Genomic DNA, 16,287 nt, shown 5'->3' on the forward strand with positions numbered 1-16,287 from the left:
GAACCCGGAAGCTAAGCCTTTCAGCGCCGATGGTACTGCAGGGGGGACCCTGTGGGAGAGTAGGACGCCGCCGAACAATCATTGTGGGAAAGCCCTGCACCTTATGGTGCGGGGCTTTTCTGCGTTTAGGCTCAGGTCATGAATCATGACCTGGTCATCTTCGACAACGACGGTGTGCTCGTCGACAGCGAGCCCATCTCGAACCGCCTCCTCGCCGCCTACCTCACCGAGCTCGGGCATCCCACCACCTACGAGGAGTCCGTGCGGGACTACATGGGGTCGGCGATGCACCGGATTCACGAGCTCGTCCAGGAGCGCAGCGGGCAGCGGCTGCCGGCGGAGTTCGACGCGGTCTTCCACGGGCGCGTGTTCGCCGCCTTCGAGCGCGAGCTGGAGGCCGTCGCCGGGGCCGCCGACGTGCTCAAGAAGCTGGCCGCGGAAGGCGTTCCGTACTGCGTGGCGTCGTCCGGGAGTCATGAGCGGATCCGCGTCGGGCACCGGAAGACCGGGCTCGACGTCCATTTCCCCGACGGGGTCGTGTTCAGCGCCGATGACGTCGGCCGCGGGAAGCCGGCGCCCGACCTCTTCCTCCACGCCGCCGAACGGATGGGCGTGGCGCCCGAGCGGTGCGTGGTGGTCGAGGACAGCGGGCTCGGCGTCCAGGCAGCCGTCGCCGCCGGGATGGACGTGTACGGGTTCACGGCGATGACGCCCCAGGCGAAGCTCGCCGGGGCCGCCGGGTTCTTCGGCTCCATGCGGGAGCTGCCGTCGATTTTGGGTCTGTGATCCATCTACCCAGCGGTAGGTCCCGGCCCTACGCTGTGCCGCCATGACGGATGCGCGGTTGCGGCGTGGGCGGGGATCCCTGGCGGTCGGCTTTTTCGTGCAGGGGGTCACCTTCGCCCTGCTCGTGACCCGGATACCGGCGATCCAGGACCGGTACGGGATATCCGACGGGCTGCTGCCCGTCTTCCTCGCCGCCGTGCCCGTGCTGGCCGGGGTGTCCAGCGTCGGCACCGAGAAGATCGTGGCGCGGGTCGGCCCTTCCGCGGTGCTGCGGTGGTCGCAGCCCGTCGTCCTCCTGGCGCTGCTGGCCGTCGGGGCCGGTTCGGAGCTGTGGACGGCGGCCGTCGCGCTGGGCGTGTTCGGGCTGGCCGTCGGCGCGCTGGACGCGTCCATGAACATGCTGGGCGTGAGCCTCCAGCGGGCGTACGGCCGGAGCATCATGCTCGGTTTCCACGCCGCGTACAGCCTCGGCGGCATCGCCGGTGCGTCACTCGCCTGGGCCGGGGCGCACTGGCACCTCTCGCTCTTCGTCTCCTATCTGCCGGTGGTGGCCCTGCTGTTGCCGGCCGCGCTCCTCGGGAGCCGCTGGTACGTGGACGGGGAGGCGGGAGAGACCGGGGAGGCGCGGGGGCCCGCGTCCGTCGGCGCACCGGGAACGGAAGGGGCGTCCGGGGTCGCCTTCCGGATGCTGCTGCCGCTGTGCATGGTGATGACCTTCGCGTACATCGGGGACTCGACCGTCTCCAACTGGTCGGCGAAGTACCTCCAGGACGTGCTGCACAGCTCGGAGGAGCTGGCGACCGTGCCGTACAACGCGTACATGGTGACGACGCTGCTCGGGCGGGCCGTCGGGGACTTCGGGGTGCGGCGGCTCGGGGCGGTCCTGGTGGTGCGGGCCGGTGCGGTGCTCGCGGCGGTCGGGTTCGCGGTGGTGGCGGTGGCGCCGGGGGCCTGGGCGGGGATGGCCGGGTTCACGGTGCTCGGGCTCGGGCTGAGCGTGGTCGTGCCGCAGACCTTCGCGGCGGCCGGGCGGCTCTTCCCGGGGGCGAGCGACGCGGCGGTGGCACGGCTCAACGTCTTCAACTACGTGGGTTTCCTGATCGGATCGCCGCTCGTGGGTGCGCTGGGTGACGCGTGGAGCTACCGCGGGGCGATGCTGGTGCCGATGGTGCTGGTCCTGGTGACGGTGGTGTATGCCACGTCGTTCGGGCCGGAGAAGGCCCGATACGGTGGCTCGCATGAGCGGCCGCGCACTGTTGATGTGGGATGAAGCTGTCACGGGGTACGACTTCGGGTCCGAGCACCCGATGGACCCGGTGCGGCTCGCGCTGACCATGGGCCTGGTGCGGGCGTACGGGCTCGACCGGGCGGTGGACGTGGTGTCCGCGAAGCCGGCGGGGGAGTCGACGCTGCGGCTCGTGCACCGCGAGGACTACGTGGCGGCGGTGCGGGCGGCCTCGGCGGACCCGAGGTCGGCGGACCAGGCGTACGGGCTGGGGACGGTGGACGATCCGGCATTCGCGGGGATGCACGAGGTGTCGGCACTGATCGCCGGGCAGTCGGTGGGCGCGGCGGAGGCGGTGTGGCGCGGGGAGGCCGGGCACGCCGTGAACTTCGCGGGCGGTCTCCATCACGCGATGCCGGGTGCGGCGTCCGGGTTCTGCATCTACAACGACGCGGCGCTGGCGATCGCGCGGCTCCTCGAGCTGGGCGCGGAGCGGGTCGCGTATGTGGACGTGGACGTGCACCACGGGGACGGGGTGCAGGCGGCCTTCTGGGACGACCCGCGGGTGCTGACGGTCTCCCTGCACGAGCATCCCCGCACGCTGTTCCCGCAGACCGGCTGGCCGGAGGAGACGGGCGCGGCCGGCGCGGGCGAGGGCGGCGCGGTGAACGTGGCGCTTCCGGCGGGGACCGGGGACGCGGGGTGGCTGCGGGCGTTCCACTCGGTGGTGCCGGAGCTGCTCGCCGATTTCCGGCCGCAGGTGCTGGTGACGCAGCACGGCGCGGACACCCACTTCGAGGATCCGCTGGCCCATCTGGCGGTGTCGCTGGACGCGCAGCGGTCGGTGCAGGAGGCGTGTCACGAGCTGGCGCACGAGTACGCCGAGGGGCGCTGGGTGGCGCTCGGCGGCGGCGGGTACGCGGTGGTGGACGTCGTACCGCGGTCGTGGACGCATCTGGTGGGGATCGCGGCGCACGCTCCGATCGATCCGGAGTCGGTGATCCCGGCCTCGTGGCGGGACGAGGTGTACGCGCGGACGCGGCAGCCGGGTCCGCTGCGGATGACGGACGGGCGGTGGCCGGTCGGCTGGCGGGACTGGGCGGAGGGCTACGACCCGGCGGACCGGCTGGACCAGGCGGTGCTCGCGACGCGACGCGCGGTCTTCCCGCTGCGCGGACTGCTGGCCTGACGGTCCGCCGGACCAGCCAGCCAGCCGGCCTGACCGACATCCCTCGCCCGCCCCGTCGCTGGCCCGACCCCTCGCTGGCCTGATCCGTTCGTACGGGCGGCGCGTACGGCGCGGGTGGCCGTTACGCCGACTGTGCGTCATCCAACGGGTTTTGACCCCACTGCAGGGTCGTTCCGGCAGCATCGGCAGGGTGCTGAGTACCGGGGCGCTGCGGGCGCATCTGTTGGCGGCCGGGTTGGCCGGGACCGTGGCGACCTCGCGGGAGGTGAGCCTGCGGAGCTACCGGCTCTTCGCCGCTCGCGACCCGCGGGTGACGCTGGGGCTCGATCCGGCGTGGGGCTGGGACGAGGGTGAACTGCTGCGCCTGATGGCGGACAAGTGCGGGGTGTCGGACGACCCGGAGCACCGCTCGGGGCCGGACGTGATCGATCCGGAGCGAACGCTCGGCGCGCTCGCGGCGTTCGCGGAGCGGCTGGCGGCGGCGGCGCGGCGGCGGGCTCCGGTGCTCTTCGGGACGGGGCATCCGCACCGGCTGCTCGGTTTCTACGCCGCCCTCGCAGACGCTTTGTCGGCGGCGGGATGTCTTGTTCTCACCCCGGCGCAGGGGCGATGTGTCGACATAACGACCCGGTTCGGCGTACGCACGCACCTCCTGGACTACGTACGGGGCGTCGCGCTGGTGCGAGATGCGGACCTGCCGCCCGCAGGGCGCGAGCCAGGGGCGCACACGCACTCGCCGCTGCCGGTTAGGGCGGCCCTGGAGAGCGCGCTCGAGGCCGGCGGGCCGCTTCCGGAGCTGGTGGTGGGGGACCACGGCTGGGTCTGCGGGGCAGGTCAGCTGGGTATCGAGGCCATCGGGCTCGCCGACACGGACGATCCCGCGCTGTTCGTGGGAGAGGCGGAGGGGCAGGTGTCGGTCGCCGTTCCGCTTGATGACGGCGTTCGCTCGGACTACTACCGTCCACTCACTCGCTATGTACTCAATCGAGCGTGTCTGTCACGGTAAACGGCCGATGGCTGCTCCTCTTCCCCACTCGTACCACCCGCCCCTACTCTGGGCGTGAGCGCTCGGCGACGAAGAGTCACCGGAGGGGAAGCCGGTGGGCGTCGCGGCGGAAGGTACAGGTGGGTCATGGCTGCTGGCGACAGGCCTCTCAACGAGGTGAAGTTCCTGACCGTGGCGGAGGTCGCCTCGGTGATGCGCGTCTCGAAGATGACCGTGTACCGCTTGGTGCACAGCGGTCATCTGCCCGCGATCCGGGTGGGCAGGTCCTTCCGGGTGCCCGAACAGGCGGTGCACGAATACCTCAGGGAGTCGTTCGTGGGGGTGGCGACCGCGTAGCGGGCGCGCGGCCGGAAAGCGGGCCGGAAGCCCGATGCCGCCCTCGGTTTACGAGCCGGTCGCTCGGGGCGGTAGGCTAGCCCCTCGTAGGTCGTGTGGGCCCAGACGCCCCGCACCGATCCCCGCTGGCGCGGGGATGTTCCGAGTAGTGAGCGAGGGTAGTCGTGGGCTCTGTTATCAAGAAGCGGCGTAAGCGGATGGCCAAGAAGAAGCACCGCAAGCTGCTCAAGCGCACGCGCGTTCAGCGTCGCAACAAGAAGTAAGCGACGCGGCGACGACCGCGTACAGCGCCAGGTGTGGCCCTTCACCGTTTTCCGGTGGAGGGCCACGCTTTTATTGCGCCGAAATGTGGAGGCGCTACGGTGGCGGTCAGCGGAACACCGATGGAAGACCGACGAAAGGCGCTTCTCTTGGGCAAGGTCGTGCTCGTCACCGGTGCGGCCCGGCACCTCGGTGCGCGTTTCGTCCGGCGCGTCCAGCGGGACCCCGACGTGGAGCGCGTGATCGCCCTGGACGCGGTGCCCTCGCCGCATCCGCTCGGCGCGGCCGAGTTCGTCCGGGCGGACATCCGGCAGCCGGCCGTCGCCAAGGTCCTGGCCCGGTACGACGTGGACACCGTCGTGCACATGGACGTCACCGGGACGGCGCTGGGCTCCGGCGGCCGTACGTCGGTCAAGGAGACCAACGTCATCGGCACCATGCAGCTGCTCGGCGCGTGCCAGAAGGCGCCCCGGATCCAGCGGCTGGTGGTGAAGTCCAGCACGAGCGTGTACGGCTCCGCGCCCCGTGACCCGGCGGTGTTCACCGAGACGACGCCGGCGAAGTCGCTGCCGAGCGGCGGGTTCGCGAAGGACGCGGTGGAGGTCGAGGGATACGTACGGGGCTTCGCCAGGCGTCGCCCGGACGTGGCGGTGTGCGTGCTGCGGTTCGCGAACATCCTCGGACCGCGGGTGGACTCCCCGCTGGCCGAGTACCTCGACCTGCCGGTGCTGCCGACGGTCTTCGGCTACGACCCGCGGCTGCAGTTCGTCCACGAGGACGACGTCATCGACGTCCTGGAGCTCGCCTCGCGCGAGCCGCGCCGGGCCACCCTCAACAGCGGCACCTTCAACATCGCGGGTGACGGCGTGCTGCTGCTGTCCCAGTGCGCGCGGCGGCTCGGACGGCCGACGGTGCCGGTGCTGCTGCCCGCGGTCACCTGGGTGGGGCAGGCGCTGCGTACGGTCGGCGTCACCGACTTCTCGCCGGAGCAGATCCGGCTCCTCACGCACGGCCGGGTGGTGTCGACCGTCCAGATGCGGGAGACCCTCGGCTTCTCGCCGCGCCGCACCACCGCGGAGGCCTTCGCGGACTTCGCGGACAGCCGCGGGCCGGGGCTGCTGCCGCCGGAGCTGCTCGCGGGGGCCGTGGACCGGCTCGCCGAGCGGCTCGCGCCCGAACCGACCTCAACGACCGCGGAATAGGAGCCCAGATCGCCATGGCGGACGCCAAGGTCATCCCCTTCGACGACGACCGGTCCCGGGCGCGGCGGAGGCCCGCCAGGAGCGACGGTGAGGCCTCCGTACGGGCGCTGCCGGCCCAGCCGCCGGCCGAGCGGCAGCCGCTCGAGGAGCCGGCCCCGGCGCCCGCGCCCGGCGGCTGGGAGCGGCGGCTCGCGGGCGGGCTGGCGTTCCTGCGGCGGCGGGTCACGGGCGACTACGAGGTCGACGAGTTCGGCTACGACAAGGAGCTCACCGACCAGGTCCTGATGTCGCTGCTCCGCCCGGTGTACGACAAGTACTTCCGGGTGGAGGTGAAGGGCGTCGACAACATCCCGAAGGAGGGCGGCGCCCTGGTGGTGGCCAACCACTCGGGGACGCTGCCGCTCGACGGTCTGATGATGCAGGTCGCCGTCCACGACCATCACCCGGCCGGGCGTCATCTGCGTCTGCTCGCCGCCGACCTGGTCTTCATGCTGCCGGTGGTGAACGAGCTGGCCCGGAAGGCGGGGCACACGCTGGCCTGCGCGGAGGACGCGGAACGGCTGCTGCGGGCCGGGGAGATCGTCGGTGTGATGCCGGAGGGCTTCAAGGGCATCGGGAAGCCGTTCGCCGAGCGGTACAAGCTGCAGCGCTTCGGGCGCGGCGGCTTCGTGTCGACGGCGCTGCGGGCCGGGGTGCCGATCGTGCCGTGCTCGATCGTGGGCGCGGAGGAGATCTATCCGATGCTGGGCAACGCCAAGACCCTGGCGCGGGTGCTCGGCCTGCCGTACTTCCCGCTGACGCCGACCTTCCCGTGGCTCGGGCCGCTGGGCGCGCTGCCGCTGCCGACGAAGTGGACGATCCAGTTCGGCGAGCCGATCCCGACGGACGGCTATCCGCTGGAGGCGGCGGAGGACCCGATGCTGATGTTCAACCTGACGGACCAGGTCCGCGAACAGATCCAGCACACGCTGTACAAGCTGCTGGTGCAGCGGCGGTCGGTGTTCTTCTGAGCAGCAGTGAGGTGCACCCCTGGCGGGGGTGCACCTCACGCGCGCTAGTTCGCGTCGCTGCTGTCGATGCCCAGGCCCGGGAGCAGGCCTGGGAGGATCGGTGGGATCGTGACGTCCGGGACCGGCGGGGTCGACTCCGAGCCGGACGGGTCGGTGCTCGGGCCCGTGTGCGGCGGGTTGAGCAGGTCGCCGGTGCCGCCCAGCAGCCCCTCGTCCTTCGGCGTGCCCGAGCCCGAGCCCGAGGGCTTCGGCTGCGTGGGCGTGCCGCCGTGGGACGGTGTGGCGGACGAGGCGTGCGGGCTCTGGGGCGTGGCCGGTGAGGTGTTTCTCGGCGTGCTCGGGCCGCCGGAACCGATGGGGCCGCGCTCGGGGGTGCGCGGGAGGACGGACTGGAGCGGCTCGACCTCTTCGTCTATGGCGTCGAAGACGTCGTTCACCTCGTTGCCCACGTCCGTGAGCTGGACCGGGAGGCGGTCGCGCAGCCCGTCCCAGGTGGCGCGGTGTGCCTGCGCGAAGGAGTTGAGGCGGGCCATGGGGCCGATCTCGCCGTCCCGCTCGTACGCCTGGCGGAGCAGGCGGTGGCCCTCGGAGGCGTCGTGCTTCATGCCGTCGAGGACGCGGCGGATCTCGCCGAGCGACTCGTGGTCGAGGTCGCCGGCCCGGCCGCGCTCCATCAGCCGTCGGGCCTCGCTCAGGCGCGTGGACGCCTGGTCGAGGTAGAGGCCGCCGCGGTCGGCGTCGTCGTCCGCCATCCCCAGCTTGATGTCCTCCATGCCGCGCTTGAGGCCGTAGAGCGAGTCACCCGGCAGCGCGTCGGAGCTGGCAGCGGCCACTCCGCTGAACGCTCCGGCGGCCACACCGACGGTGAGGCCGCCCGCGGCGAGGCCCTTCGACCAGCGGGACCGTGGCCGCAACTTCCGGAGCGGGGAGGCCCGGTGGGCTCCCTTGGCTCCGGCGGTCCGCTGCTCCGGCACCGTAGGGCCCGCTGCCGCGCTTCCCTCCGCGAGCATCGCTTCCATGGCGGCGACGAGCTGGGCTCGCTGCACCACCTTGACCTCGGGGTCCATCTCCGGCTTCGGCAGCTCGCCGAGACCGTTCGCCAGGGCCAACAGCCGTCCGTGCTCGGCCGGTTCGGCCGGTGCATCGGGCTGCTCGGCCGCCGCGCCCTCGGACGTCCGATCCTCCAGGGCCTGGGCGAAGGCGTTCGCCCGCCGGTGCGCCGAAACGTTCGCGATCACTGGCGGCACCTCCTCTCGTCATGACGGTCGACTCCCCGAGGGGTTCGGAAGGTTGCACACCTTGAACGCATCCACACGAAAGAGTGAGTGGAAGTGGACATGGCGTGACCACAGGGAGCCTGCATTTCGCACAACGAGCGGCGCGGCACTTGGGTTACGCGCGAAAGATGATCGGACCAGTGCGTCATCGAGGCGTCACCGACTGTGAGTTGAGCGGGGAGCTGGGGACAGGGGAGAAGCGGGCGTGGGGGGACCGTGATGCCGGCGACGGAGGGTGCGGGTGGCGGCGGCGCGTGTGGGGGGCGCGCAGCGCTCAGCGGGCGTCGTCCGGGAGGAGGCGGGCCAGGGTGCGGACGGCCCGGTACTGGAGGGTCTTGATCGCGCCCTCGTTCTTCCCCATGACCCGGGCGGTCTCGGCGACCGACAGGCCCTGGAGGAAGCGGAGCGTCACGCACTCCTGCTGCTGCGGGTTGAGGCGGCGGACGGCGTCGAGGAGCGCGGCGTTGGAGAGGGACTCGAGGACGGAGTCCTCGGGGCTGCGCTCGACCTCGTTGGCGTCGAGCATCTCGCCGGTGGTGACCTCCAGGCGGAAGCGGCTCGACTTGAAGTGGTCCGCGACGAGGTTGCGGGCGATGGTGACGAGCCAGGCGCCGAAGTCGCGGCCCTGCCAGGTGAAGGTGGAGATCCGGCGCAGGGCGCGCAGGAACGTCTCGCTGGTGAGGTCCTCCGCCGTCGCCTTCCCGCCGACGCGGTAGTAGATGTAGCGGTAGACCGTGTCGCTGTACTGGTCGTACAGCCGGCCGAAGGCGTCGGCCTCGCCGGCCTGGGCGCGCTCGACCAGGTCCATCATCCGGGCGCTGTCGCTGTCCGCGGTGGGCCGGCGGGCGGCGGTCGAGGTGCCGGCGCCGCCCCGGGTGCCGCGTCTGCCGACGGCGGCGCCGCTTTCGGCCAGGGCATAGCAAGGACCGGCGGGTGCCGGCCCGGCGAAGGCGGGCCCGGCGAAGGCCGGTCCGCCGAAAGCGGGGACAGAGCCGGCGTACGCGGTGGGGACGAAGCCGCGCAAGTGGTCGAGGACCGTTGCGCGCAGCGTAGCCAGGCCCGAGGCGTCAACCCCGACGTGTGGGTACACGGGACTCCCAGAGGCAGAGCTTCCATCACGTGCAGTGCGGGACCGTTCACTCATGGTGGCGAAGTGCGGGTCCGTCGTGCGTCTGAGGAGAATAACGCTTAGTACAGGCAGCGCTACACCCAGTTGCTCAAATCATCGATTCAGTCTGATCTGTTACTGCTTGTGGTCGTGATCACTCGCACTTGATGACCGGTTGTTGATCGGATTGCTTCCGACTGTGATCAACCGGGGGCCCGCTTGTGCTCAAGTGCGGTAGAGGGGAGTGACCGGGGCCGCTGCCGGGTAGGGAGTGCGGAATGCCCGGGGCCTGCCGTGTGCGGGGCGTGTTCGACCACGGACGGGTGAGGGCCGCTGGTCGCGGGTTGTCCCGCTCGATCGCAGCCGAAACGTATCGGCATGATCGGTAAATCCGTCCGCGGGACCTGTTCCGGAATCCGTTGGCGGCGCGCCGTGGGGCGCGCTCAGCGGCGGCGGCGGTGCAGAGCGAGCGCCGCGGCGGTGCCGCCGGCGAGGGCTCCGACGCCCGCGGCGGCGGGAATGCCGACCTTGGCCGCCTTGCGGCCGGTGCGGTAGTCGCGCAGCCGCCAGTCACGGTCCTTGGCGTGCCTGCGCAGCTTGGTGTCGGGGTTCACCGCGTACGGGTGGCCGACCAGCGAGAGCATCGGGATGTCGTTGTGCGAGTCGCTGTACGCGGCGCAGCGCGCCAGGTCCAGGCCCTCGGCGGCGGCCAGCGCGCGCACGGCCTCGGCCTTGGCGGGCCCGTGCAGCAGTTCGCCGACCAGCTTGCCGGTGTAGACCCCGTCGACCGACTCGGCGACCGTGCCGAGCGCGCCCGTGAGGCCGAGGCGGCGGGCGATGATCGTGGCGGTCTCGACCGGGGCGGCGGTCACCAGCCAGACCTTCTGGCCGGCGTCCAGGTGCGCCTGGGCGAGGGCGCGGGTGCCGGGCCAGATGCGGTCGGCCATGTACTCGTCGTAGATCTCCTCGCCGATCGCCATCAGTTCGGAGACGCGGTGGCCCTTGACGATGGACAGGGCGCTGTCGCGGGCCTCCTGCATGTGCTCCGGGTCCTCGACGCCGGCCAGCCGGAACCAGACCTGGGCCCAGGCGAACCGGGCGAGCTCGCGGCGCTGGAAGAACTTCCGCTTGTACAGGCCGCGGCCGAAGTGGAAGATCGCGGCGCCCTGCATCACGGTGTTGTCGAGGTCGAAGAAGGCGGCGGCCCTGGTGTCGCCGACGACGGGGAACTCCGGCTCGGCGGCCGCGGCTTCAGCGGCGAGGGCCTCTTCCCGCTCCTGTTCGAGCTGCTGGGAGGTCTTGCGCGCCGCCTCCGCGGCGGCCTCGCCTGCCAGGACGCTGCGCGCGGTGGCGGAGCGCCTACGGGGGGTGAGCCATCCGGGAGGGGCCATGCGGTGAGCATAGCCAGTCTGTTCGGTCCTTCCCGACTTGTGAGGATGCCGTGGTGTGAACAGTGGCGGACTCCTCTGTTACGCGTACCGCGGGCTCCGGGCCCCAGAATGGACGGCATGTTCGGACGTACGAGGAAGAAGGGCGCCGCGCGGGAGACCGGGCCGCGCACGGTGACGCTGATCGGCAGGCCGGGATGTCATCTGTGCGACGACGCCCGGGCGGTGATCGAGACCGTCTGCGCCGAGACGGGAGCACTCTGGGAGGAGAAGGACATCACCCAGGACGAGGAGCTGTACCGCGCGTACTGGGAGCAGATCCCGGTCGTTCTGGTCGACGGTGAGCAGCACACCTTCTGGCGGGTGGACGCCGGGCGGCTCCGGCGTGAACTGGGTGCCTGACCGAAAGGGGGCTACCATCGTGGACGTTTTGTTGGGTTTCGGGGGCGGCTTCCTAAGGAGAGTGTGCGGTTTTGCCCCCTTCGGGTTCCCAACGCTCTGAGGCCGCCGGCGGTTCCGTACCGGCACGATCCGGCCGCGTGACCCCGGTCACTTTGGGCGGACAAAACGGACACCATCTTTGTGCACGCGTTCACAAAGACATAGCCTGCATTCGACGGGGCGGTCCTGGGACACACGGCCGCCTGCAGCCCCGCTCATCCCGCAGGAGCACCGTGGCAACTGGCCGAACTCACCGACCGGCGACCCGTAGCCGAGGAATTCCCGAGGCCACCGTCGCCCGCCTTCCGCTGTATCTGCGTGCCCTCACGGCACTGTCGGAGCGCTCCGTGCCCACGGTCTCCTCGGAGGAGCTCGCGTCCGCGGCGGGAGTCAACTCCGCGAAGCTGCGCAAGGACTTCAGCTACCTCGGCTCGTACGGGACGCGCGGCGTCGGCTACGACGTCGAGTACCTCGTCTACCAGATCTCCCGCGAACTCGGCCTGACCCAGGACTGGCCGGTCGTCATCGTCGGCATCGGTAACCTCGGCGCCGCGCTCGCCGGCTACGGCGGCTTCGCCTCCCGCGGCTTCCGCGTCGCCGCGCTGATCGACGCCGACCCCGCCATGACCGGCAAGCCGGTCGCCGGGATCCCCGTCCAGCACAGCGACGACCTCGAGAAGATCATCAGCGAGGACGGCGTCTCCATCGGCGTCATCGCGACCCCGGCCGGCGTCGCCCAGCAGGTCTGCGACCGGCTCGTCGCCGCCGGCGTCACCTCGATCCTCAACTTCGCGCCGACCGTGCTGTCCGTGCCCGACGGCGTCGACGTGCGCAAGGTCGACCTCTCCATCGAGCTGCAGATCCTCGCCTTCCACGAGCAGCGCAAGGCCGGCGAGGAGCCGGGCACCGAGACCGCCGCCGGCGAGGCCACCGAGACCGTCGCCGTACCGCCGGCCGCCCGCGCCGCCGAGGACGCGAGCCGCAAGGGACCTGACGGGGACATGCCCGCCGTGATGCCGGCATGAGCCTCCTCGTCGTCGGCCTCAGCCACCGCAGCGCACCCGTCAGCGTCCTGGAGCGGGCCGCCCTCTCCGCCGACGCCCGGACCAAGCTGCTCCACGACACCCTCGCCGCCGAACCGGCCGCCGAGGGCGCCGTCCTGGCCACCTGCAACCGCATCGAGCTCTACGCCGACGTGGACAAGTTCCACGCCGGTGTCGCCGAGCTGTCCACGCTGCTCGCCCAGCACAGCGGCGTCGGCCTCGAAGAGCTCACCCCCTATCTCTACGTCCACTACGAGGACCGCGCCGTCCACCACCTCTTCTCGGTGGCCTGCGGCCTGGACTCCATGGTCGTCGGCGAAGGCCAGATCCTCGGCCAGATCAAGGACGCCCTCGCGGTCGGCCAGGAGCTGCACACCGCCGGACGCCTCCTGAACGACCTGTTCCAGCAGGCCCTGCGGGTCGGCAAGCGCGCCCACAGCGAGACCGGCATCGACCGGGCCGGCCAGTCGCTCGTCACCTTCGGCCTCGAGCAGCTGGCCGACGGCACCGACGTCGCCGACTGGGCCAAGGGCAAGCGCGCCCTCGTCATCGGCGCCGGCTCCATGTCCTCGCTCGCCGCCGCCACCCTCGCCCGCGCCGGCGTCGACGAGATCGTCGTCGCCAACCGCACCGCCGCCCGCGCCGACCGCCTCGTCGAGATCCTCACCGAGCCCGGCAGCACCGGAGTGGCCGCACGCGCGGTCGAGATGGTTGCCGTCGGCGACGAACTGACACGTGCCGACGTCGTCGTCTCCTGCACCGGCGCCACCGGACTCGTCCTCACCGGCGAAGCCGTCGAGACCGCCCTGCAGGGCCGCGACCGGCCCCTCTACCTGCTCGACCTCGCGATGCCCCGCGACATCGACGCCGCCGCCCACCGCATGCCCGGCGTCCGGCTCGTCGACATCGAATCGCTCGCCGAGGCCTCCGCCGACGCCCCCATGGCCGCCGACGTCGACCAGGTGCGCACCATCGTCTCCGACGAGGTCGCCGCCTTCGGCGCCGCCCAGCGCGCCGCCCACATCACGCCGACCGTGGTCGCCCTGCGCGCCATGGCCGCCGACGTGGTCGCCGGCGAGGTCGCCCGGCTCGAAGGCCGGCTGCCCGGCCTCGACGACAAGCAGCGCGCCGAGATCACCCAGACCGTGCGCCGGGTGGTCGACAAGCTCCTGCACGCGCCCACCGTGCGCGTCAAGCAGCTCGCCAGCGAACCCGGCGGCGCCGGGTACGCGGACGCACTGCGGACACTCTTCGACCTCGACCCGGAGACGGTTGCCTCCGTCAGCCGGGCCGACCGAAACGACGGCGACGTCAAGAACCGAGGGCGAGTATGACCGAGAGGGCACTGAGGCTCGGGACCAGGCGCAGCAAGCTCGCCATGGCCCAGTCCGGACATGTGGCCGACGCCGTCCGGCAGCTGACCGGCCGGCCCGTCGAGCTCGTGGAGATCACGACGTACGGGGACACCTCGCGCGAGCACCTCGCGCAGATCGGCGGCACCGGCGTGTTCGTCGCCGCGCTGCGCGACGCGCTGCTCGCCGGCGAGGTCGACTTCGCCGTGCACTCCCTCAAGGACCTGCCGACCGCCCAGCACCCCGACCTGGTGCTGGCCGCGATCCCCCACCGCGAGGACCCGCGCGACGTCCTCGTCGCCCGCCAGGGCGTCACGCTGGACACGCTGCCCGCCGGCGCACGCGTCGGCACCGGCTCCCCGCGGCGCATGGCCCAGCTCAACGCGTACGCGCGCAGCCACGGCCTGACCATCGAGACCGTACCGATCCGCGGCAACATCGACACCCGGGTCGGCTACGTACGCAAGGGAGAACTGGACGCGGTGGTCCTCGCCGCGGCCGGACTCAACCGCATCGGCGGAACCGAGGAGCTGACCGGCTCCCTGTCGGTCGACCCCCTGTCGGTCGACACGGTCCTGCCCGCCCCTGGCCAGGGGGCCCTGGCCGTCGAGTGCACGGCGTCGAACGCCGACCTCGTCTCCGCGCTCGCCGGACTCGACGACCCGCTCACGCGGGCCGCCGTGACCGCCGAGCGATCCCTGCTCGCCGCCCTGGAGGCCGGCTGCTCCGCACCCGTGGGTGCGCTGGCCGACCTGCTGGCCGACGGCCCCGGTCACGGGCAGGTTGTCACCGAGATGCGCCTGCGCGGCATCGTCGGCACCACCGACGGTTCCACGCTGGTGCAGCTGTCCACCACCGGTCCCGTACCCACCTCCTACGACGAGGCGGTGGCACTCGGACGCGAACTCGCGGACGAGATGCTCGCCAAGGGTGCGGCCGGTCTTATGGGGGAGCGAGCACTTTGAGCCCCACCAGCCCGACCACCAGCCCCGCGTCCGCCGCCTTCCCCGGCCACGGTCACGTCACCTTCCTCGGCGCCGGCCCCGGCGACCCCGGACTGCTGACGCTCCGGGCCGTCGAAGCCCTGGCAGGCGCGGACGTCCTGATCGCCGAGCCGGAGGTGCTCGAAGTCGTCCGCGGCCATGCGCGCGCGGGCGTGAGCACGCCTGAGCTGACGGTTGTCGACGAGGCGTCAACAACCGTCGGTGTCCCCGTGTTGAGGGATGCGACCAATCTTGTCATGGAGGCCGCACGGGGCGGCAAGCGGGTCGTCCGTGCGGTGACCGGCGACCCCGGCCTCGACGGCAACGCCGGCCAGGAGATGCTCGCCTGCGCCTCCGCCGGCATCCCCTTCGAGGTCGTCCCCGGCGTCGCCACCGCCGTCGGCGTGCCCGCGTACGCCGGCGTGCCGCTGCGCGACGCCCAGGGCACCGACGTGCGCTTCGTCGACGCCCGCACCGCCGACGACCGCTGCTGGGCCGAGGTCGGCGCCTCCGACGGCACCGTCGTCGTGTCCACCTCCCTGGACTCGGTCGCCGCGGCGGCCGGCGAGCTGGTGGCGGCTGGCCGTAAGCCGGACACCCCGCTCACCGTGACCATCGCCGGCACCACCACCCGGCAGCGCACCTGGACCGCCACCCTCGGGACGATCGCCCAGGTCTTCAAGCAGGGCAAGGTCCTCCCCTCGCCCGAGGGCCACCGGCCGGTGATAGCCGTGGTCGGCGAGCGCAGCGCCCCCGCGCAGCGGGACCAGCTCGCGTGGTTCGAGTCCAAGCCGCTGTTCGGCTGGCGGGTGCTCGTACCGCGCACCAAGGAGCAGGCCGCGTCGCTCTCCGACCAGCTGCGTTCCTACGGCGCGGTGCCGCACGAGGTACCGACGATCGCCGTCGAGCCGCCGCGCACCCCGCAGCAGATGGAGCGGGCCGTCAAGGGCCTCGTCACCGGCCGCTACGAGTGGATCGCCTTCACCTCCGTCAACGCCGTCAAGGCCGTCCGCGAGAAGTTCGAGGAGTACGGTCTCGACGCCCGCGCCTTCGCCGGCATCAAGGTCGCCGCCGTCGGCGAGCAGACCGCGGCCGCCCTCGTCGACTTCGGCGTGAAGCCCGACCTGGTGCCCAGCGGCGAGCAGTCCGCGGCCGGCCTCCTGGAGGACTGGCCGCCCTACGACCCGGTCTTCGACCCGATCGACCGCGTCTTCCTGCCGCGCGCCGACATCGCCACCGAGACCCTCGTCGCCGGCCTCATCGAGCTCGGCTGGGAGGTCGACGACGTCACCGCCTACCGGACCGTGCGCGCCTCGCCGCCGCCGGCCGACACCCGCGAGGCGATCAAGGGCGGCGGCTTCGACGCCGTGCTCTTCACCTCCTCGTCGACCGTGCGGAACCTCGTCGGCATCGCCGGCAAGCCGCACAACGTGACGGTCATCGCCTGCATCGGCCCCGCCACCGCGAAGACCGCGGAGGAGCACGGCCTGCGGGTCGACGTCCTGTCGCCGGAGCCGTCCGTGCACAAGCTGGCCGAGGCCCTGGCCGAGTTCGGCCTGCGCCGCCGCGCCGCCGCCCTCGAGGCCGGCGACCCGGTGACCCGCCCCAGCGAGCGACGGCCGGGCGCCCGGCGTCGCCGCACGACGTAAGGGCCGGGAACGGTCGTACGCGCGGGCCGGC

General features: G+C 72.0%; 16 protein-coding genes and 1 rRNA gene. 14 read left to right on the forward strand and 3 right to left on the reverse strand.

The features are described 5' to 3' along the window. From rrf to ACFWJO_RS26175, 9 genes are all read left to right on the forward strand, one after another. A 5S ribosomal RNA gene (rrf, locus tag ACFWJO_RS26135) occupies positions 1–76 on the forward strand; the annotation flags it as partial. Between the two features lie 62 nt (positions 77–138). Continuing rightward, positions 139–786 carry an HAD family hydrolase gene (locus ACFWJO_RS26140; protein WP_386868870.1) on the forward strand — a complete coding sequence of 216 codons (648 nt, stop codon included), beginning with the start codon at positions 139–141 and terminating at the stop codon, positions 784–786. A 43-nt stretch (positions 787–829) separates the two neighbouring features. Further along, positions 830–2,056 carry an MFS transporter gene (locus ACFWJO_RS26145; protein WP_386868872.1) on the forward strand — a complete coding sequence of 409 codons (1,227 nt, stop codon included), beginning with the start codon at positions 830–832 and terminating at the stop codon, positions 2,054–2,056. Further along, entirely contained in the window at positions 2,025–3,200 is a 1,176-nt protein-coding gene (locus tag ACFWJO_RS26150; RefSeq protein ID WP_386868874.1) for an acetoin utilization protein AcuC, read from the forward strand. The genes ACFWJO_RS26145 and ACFWJO_RS26150 overlap by 32 nt, the downstream gene beginning before the upstream one ends. Positions 3,201–3,390: 190 nt before the next feature. Next, complete coding sequence (locus tag ACFWJO_RS26155; protein ID WP_386868875.1) at positions 3,391–4,206, forward strand: phosphatase; 816 nt, start codon at positions 3,391–3,393, stop codon at positions 4,204–4,206. A 126-nt stretch (positions 4,207–4,332) separates the two neighbouring features. Beyond that, positions 4,333–4,542 carry a helix-turn-helix domain-containing protein gene (locus ACFWJO_RS26160; protein ID WP_046910004.1) on the forward strand — a complete coding sequence of 70 codons (210 nt, stop codon included), beginning with the start codon at positions 4,333–4,335 and terminating at the stop codon, positions 4,540–4,542. Positions 4,543–4,706: 164 nt separating this feature from the next. Next, positions 4,707–4,805: a 30S ribosomal protein bS22 gene (locus tag ACFWJO_RS26165; RefSeq protein ID WP_003948845.1), complete on the forward strand. Its 99-nt coding sequence runs from the start codon at positions 4,707–4,709 to the stop codon at positions 4,803–4,805. 147 nt (positions 4,806–4,952) lie between these two features. Then, a complete protein-coding gene (locus tag ACFWJO_RS26170) occupies positions 4,953–6,005 on the forward strand; it encodes an NAD-dependent epimerase/dehydratase family protein (RefSeq protein ID WP_384420917.1) in 1,053 nt (350 codons plus the stop codon). A gap of 14 nt (positions 6,006–6,019) precedes the next feature. Beyond that, positions 6,020–7,015, forward strand: coding sequence for a lysophospholipid acyltransferase family protein (locus ACFWJO_RS26175; RefSeq protein ID WP_386868878.1), 996 nt, complete (start codon positions 6,020–6,022; stop codon positions 7,013–7,015). Between the two features lie 44 nt (positions 7,016–7,059). Here the strand turns inward: ACFWJO_RS26175 and ACFWJO_RS26180 are convergent, their stop codons facing one another. From ACFWJO_RS26180 to ACFWJO_RS26190, 3 genes are all read right to left on the reverse strand, one after another. After that, positions 7,060–8,253 carry a DUF5667 domain-containing protein gene (locus tag ACFWJO_RS26180; RefSeq protein ID WP_386868880.1) on the reverse strand — a complete coding sequence of 398 codons (1,194 nt, stop codon included), beginning with the start codon at positions 8,251–8,253 and terminating at the stop codon, positions 7,060–7,062. A 313-nt stretch (positions 8,254–8,566) separates the two neighbouring features. Further along, positions 8,567–9,382, reverse strand: coding sequence for an ECF subfamily RNA polymerase sigma factor, BldN family (locus tag ACFWJO_RS26185; protein ID WP_386868882.1), 816 nt, complete (start codon positions 9,380–9,382; stop codon positions 8,567–8,569). A gap of 461 nt (positions 9,383–9,843) precedes the next feature. Beyond that, positions 9,844–10,791, reverse strand: a complete 948-nt coding sequence (locus tag ACFWJO_RS26190; RefSeq protein ID WP_386868884.1) for an HAD family hydrolase — start codon at positions 10,789–10,791, stop codon at positions 9,844–9,846. Positions 10,792–10,899: 108 nt separating this feature from the next. Between ACFWJO_RS26190 and ACFWJO_RS26195 the strand changes: the two genes are divergently transcribed. The 5 genes from ACFWJO_RS26195 (at position 10,900) to ACFWJO_RS26215 (ending at position 16,256) form a co-directional block, all read left to right on the forward strand. Continuing rightward, positions 10,900–11,190, forward strand: coding sequence for a glutaredoxin family protein (locus ACFWJO_RS26195; protein ID WP_386868886.1), 291 nt, complete (start codon positions 10,900–10,902; stop codon positions 11,188–11,190). Positions 11,191–11,462: 272 nt separating this feature from the next. Continuing rightward, positions 11,463–12,254: a redox-sensing transcriptional repressor Rex gene (locus ACFWJO_RS26200; protein WP_386868888.1), complete on the forward strand. Its 792-nt coding sequence runs from the start codon at positions 11,463–11,465 to the stop codon at positions 12,252–12,254. Next, positions 12,251–13,606: a glutamyl-tRNA reductase gene (locus ACFWJO_RS26205; RefSeq protein WP_386868889.1), complete on the forward strand. Its 1,356-nt coding sequence runs from the start codon at positions 12,251–12,253 to the stop codon at positions 13,604–13,606. Before ACFWJO_RS26200 ends, ACFWJO_RS26205 begins: the two co-directional genes overlap by 4 nt. Then, on the forward strand, positions 13,603–14,589 hold the full coding sequence (gene hemC / locus ACFWJO_RS26210; RefSeq protein WP_386868890.1) for a hydroxymethylbilane synthase: 987 nt from the start codon (positions 13,603–13,605) through the stop codon (positions 14,587–14,589). Before ACFWJO_RS26205 ends, hemC begins: the two co-directional genes overlap by 4 nt. Then, positions 14,586–16,256 carry a uroporphyrinogen-III synthase gene (locus ACFWJO_RS26215; RefSeq protein WP_128976751.1) on the forward strand — a complete coding sequence of 557 codons (1,671 nt, stop codon included), beginning with the start codon at positions 14,586–14,588 and terminating at the stop codon, positions 16,254–16,256. Before hemC ends, ACFWJO_RS26215 begins: the two co-directional genes overlap by 4 nt. Positions 16,257–16,287: the final 31 nt, after the last annotated feature.

The sequence above is a fragment of the Streptomyces sp. NPDC127092 genome (genome assembly GCF_042722475.1).
In the GTDB taxonomy this organism is placed as follows: Bacteria; Actinomycetota; Actinomycetes; order Streptomycetales; family Streptomycetaceae; genus Streptomyces.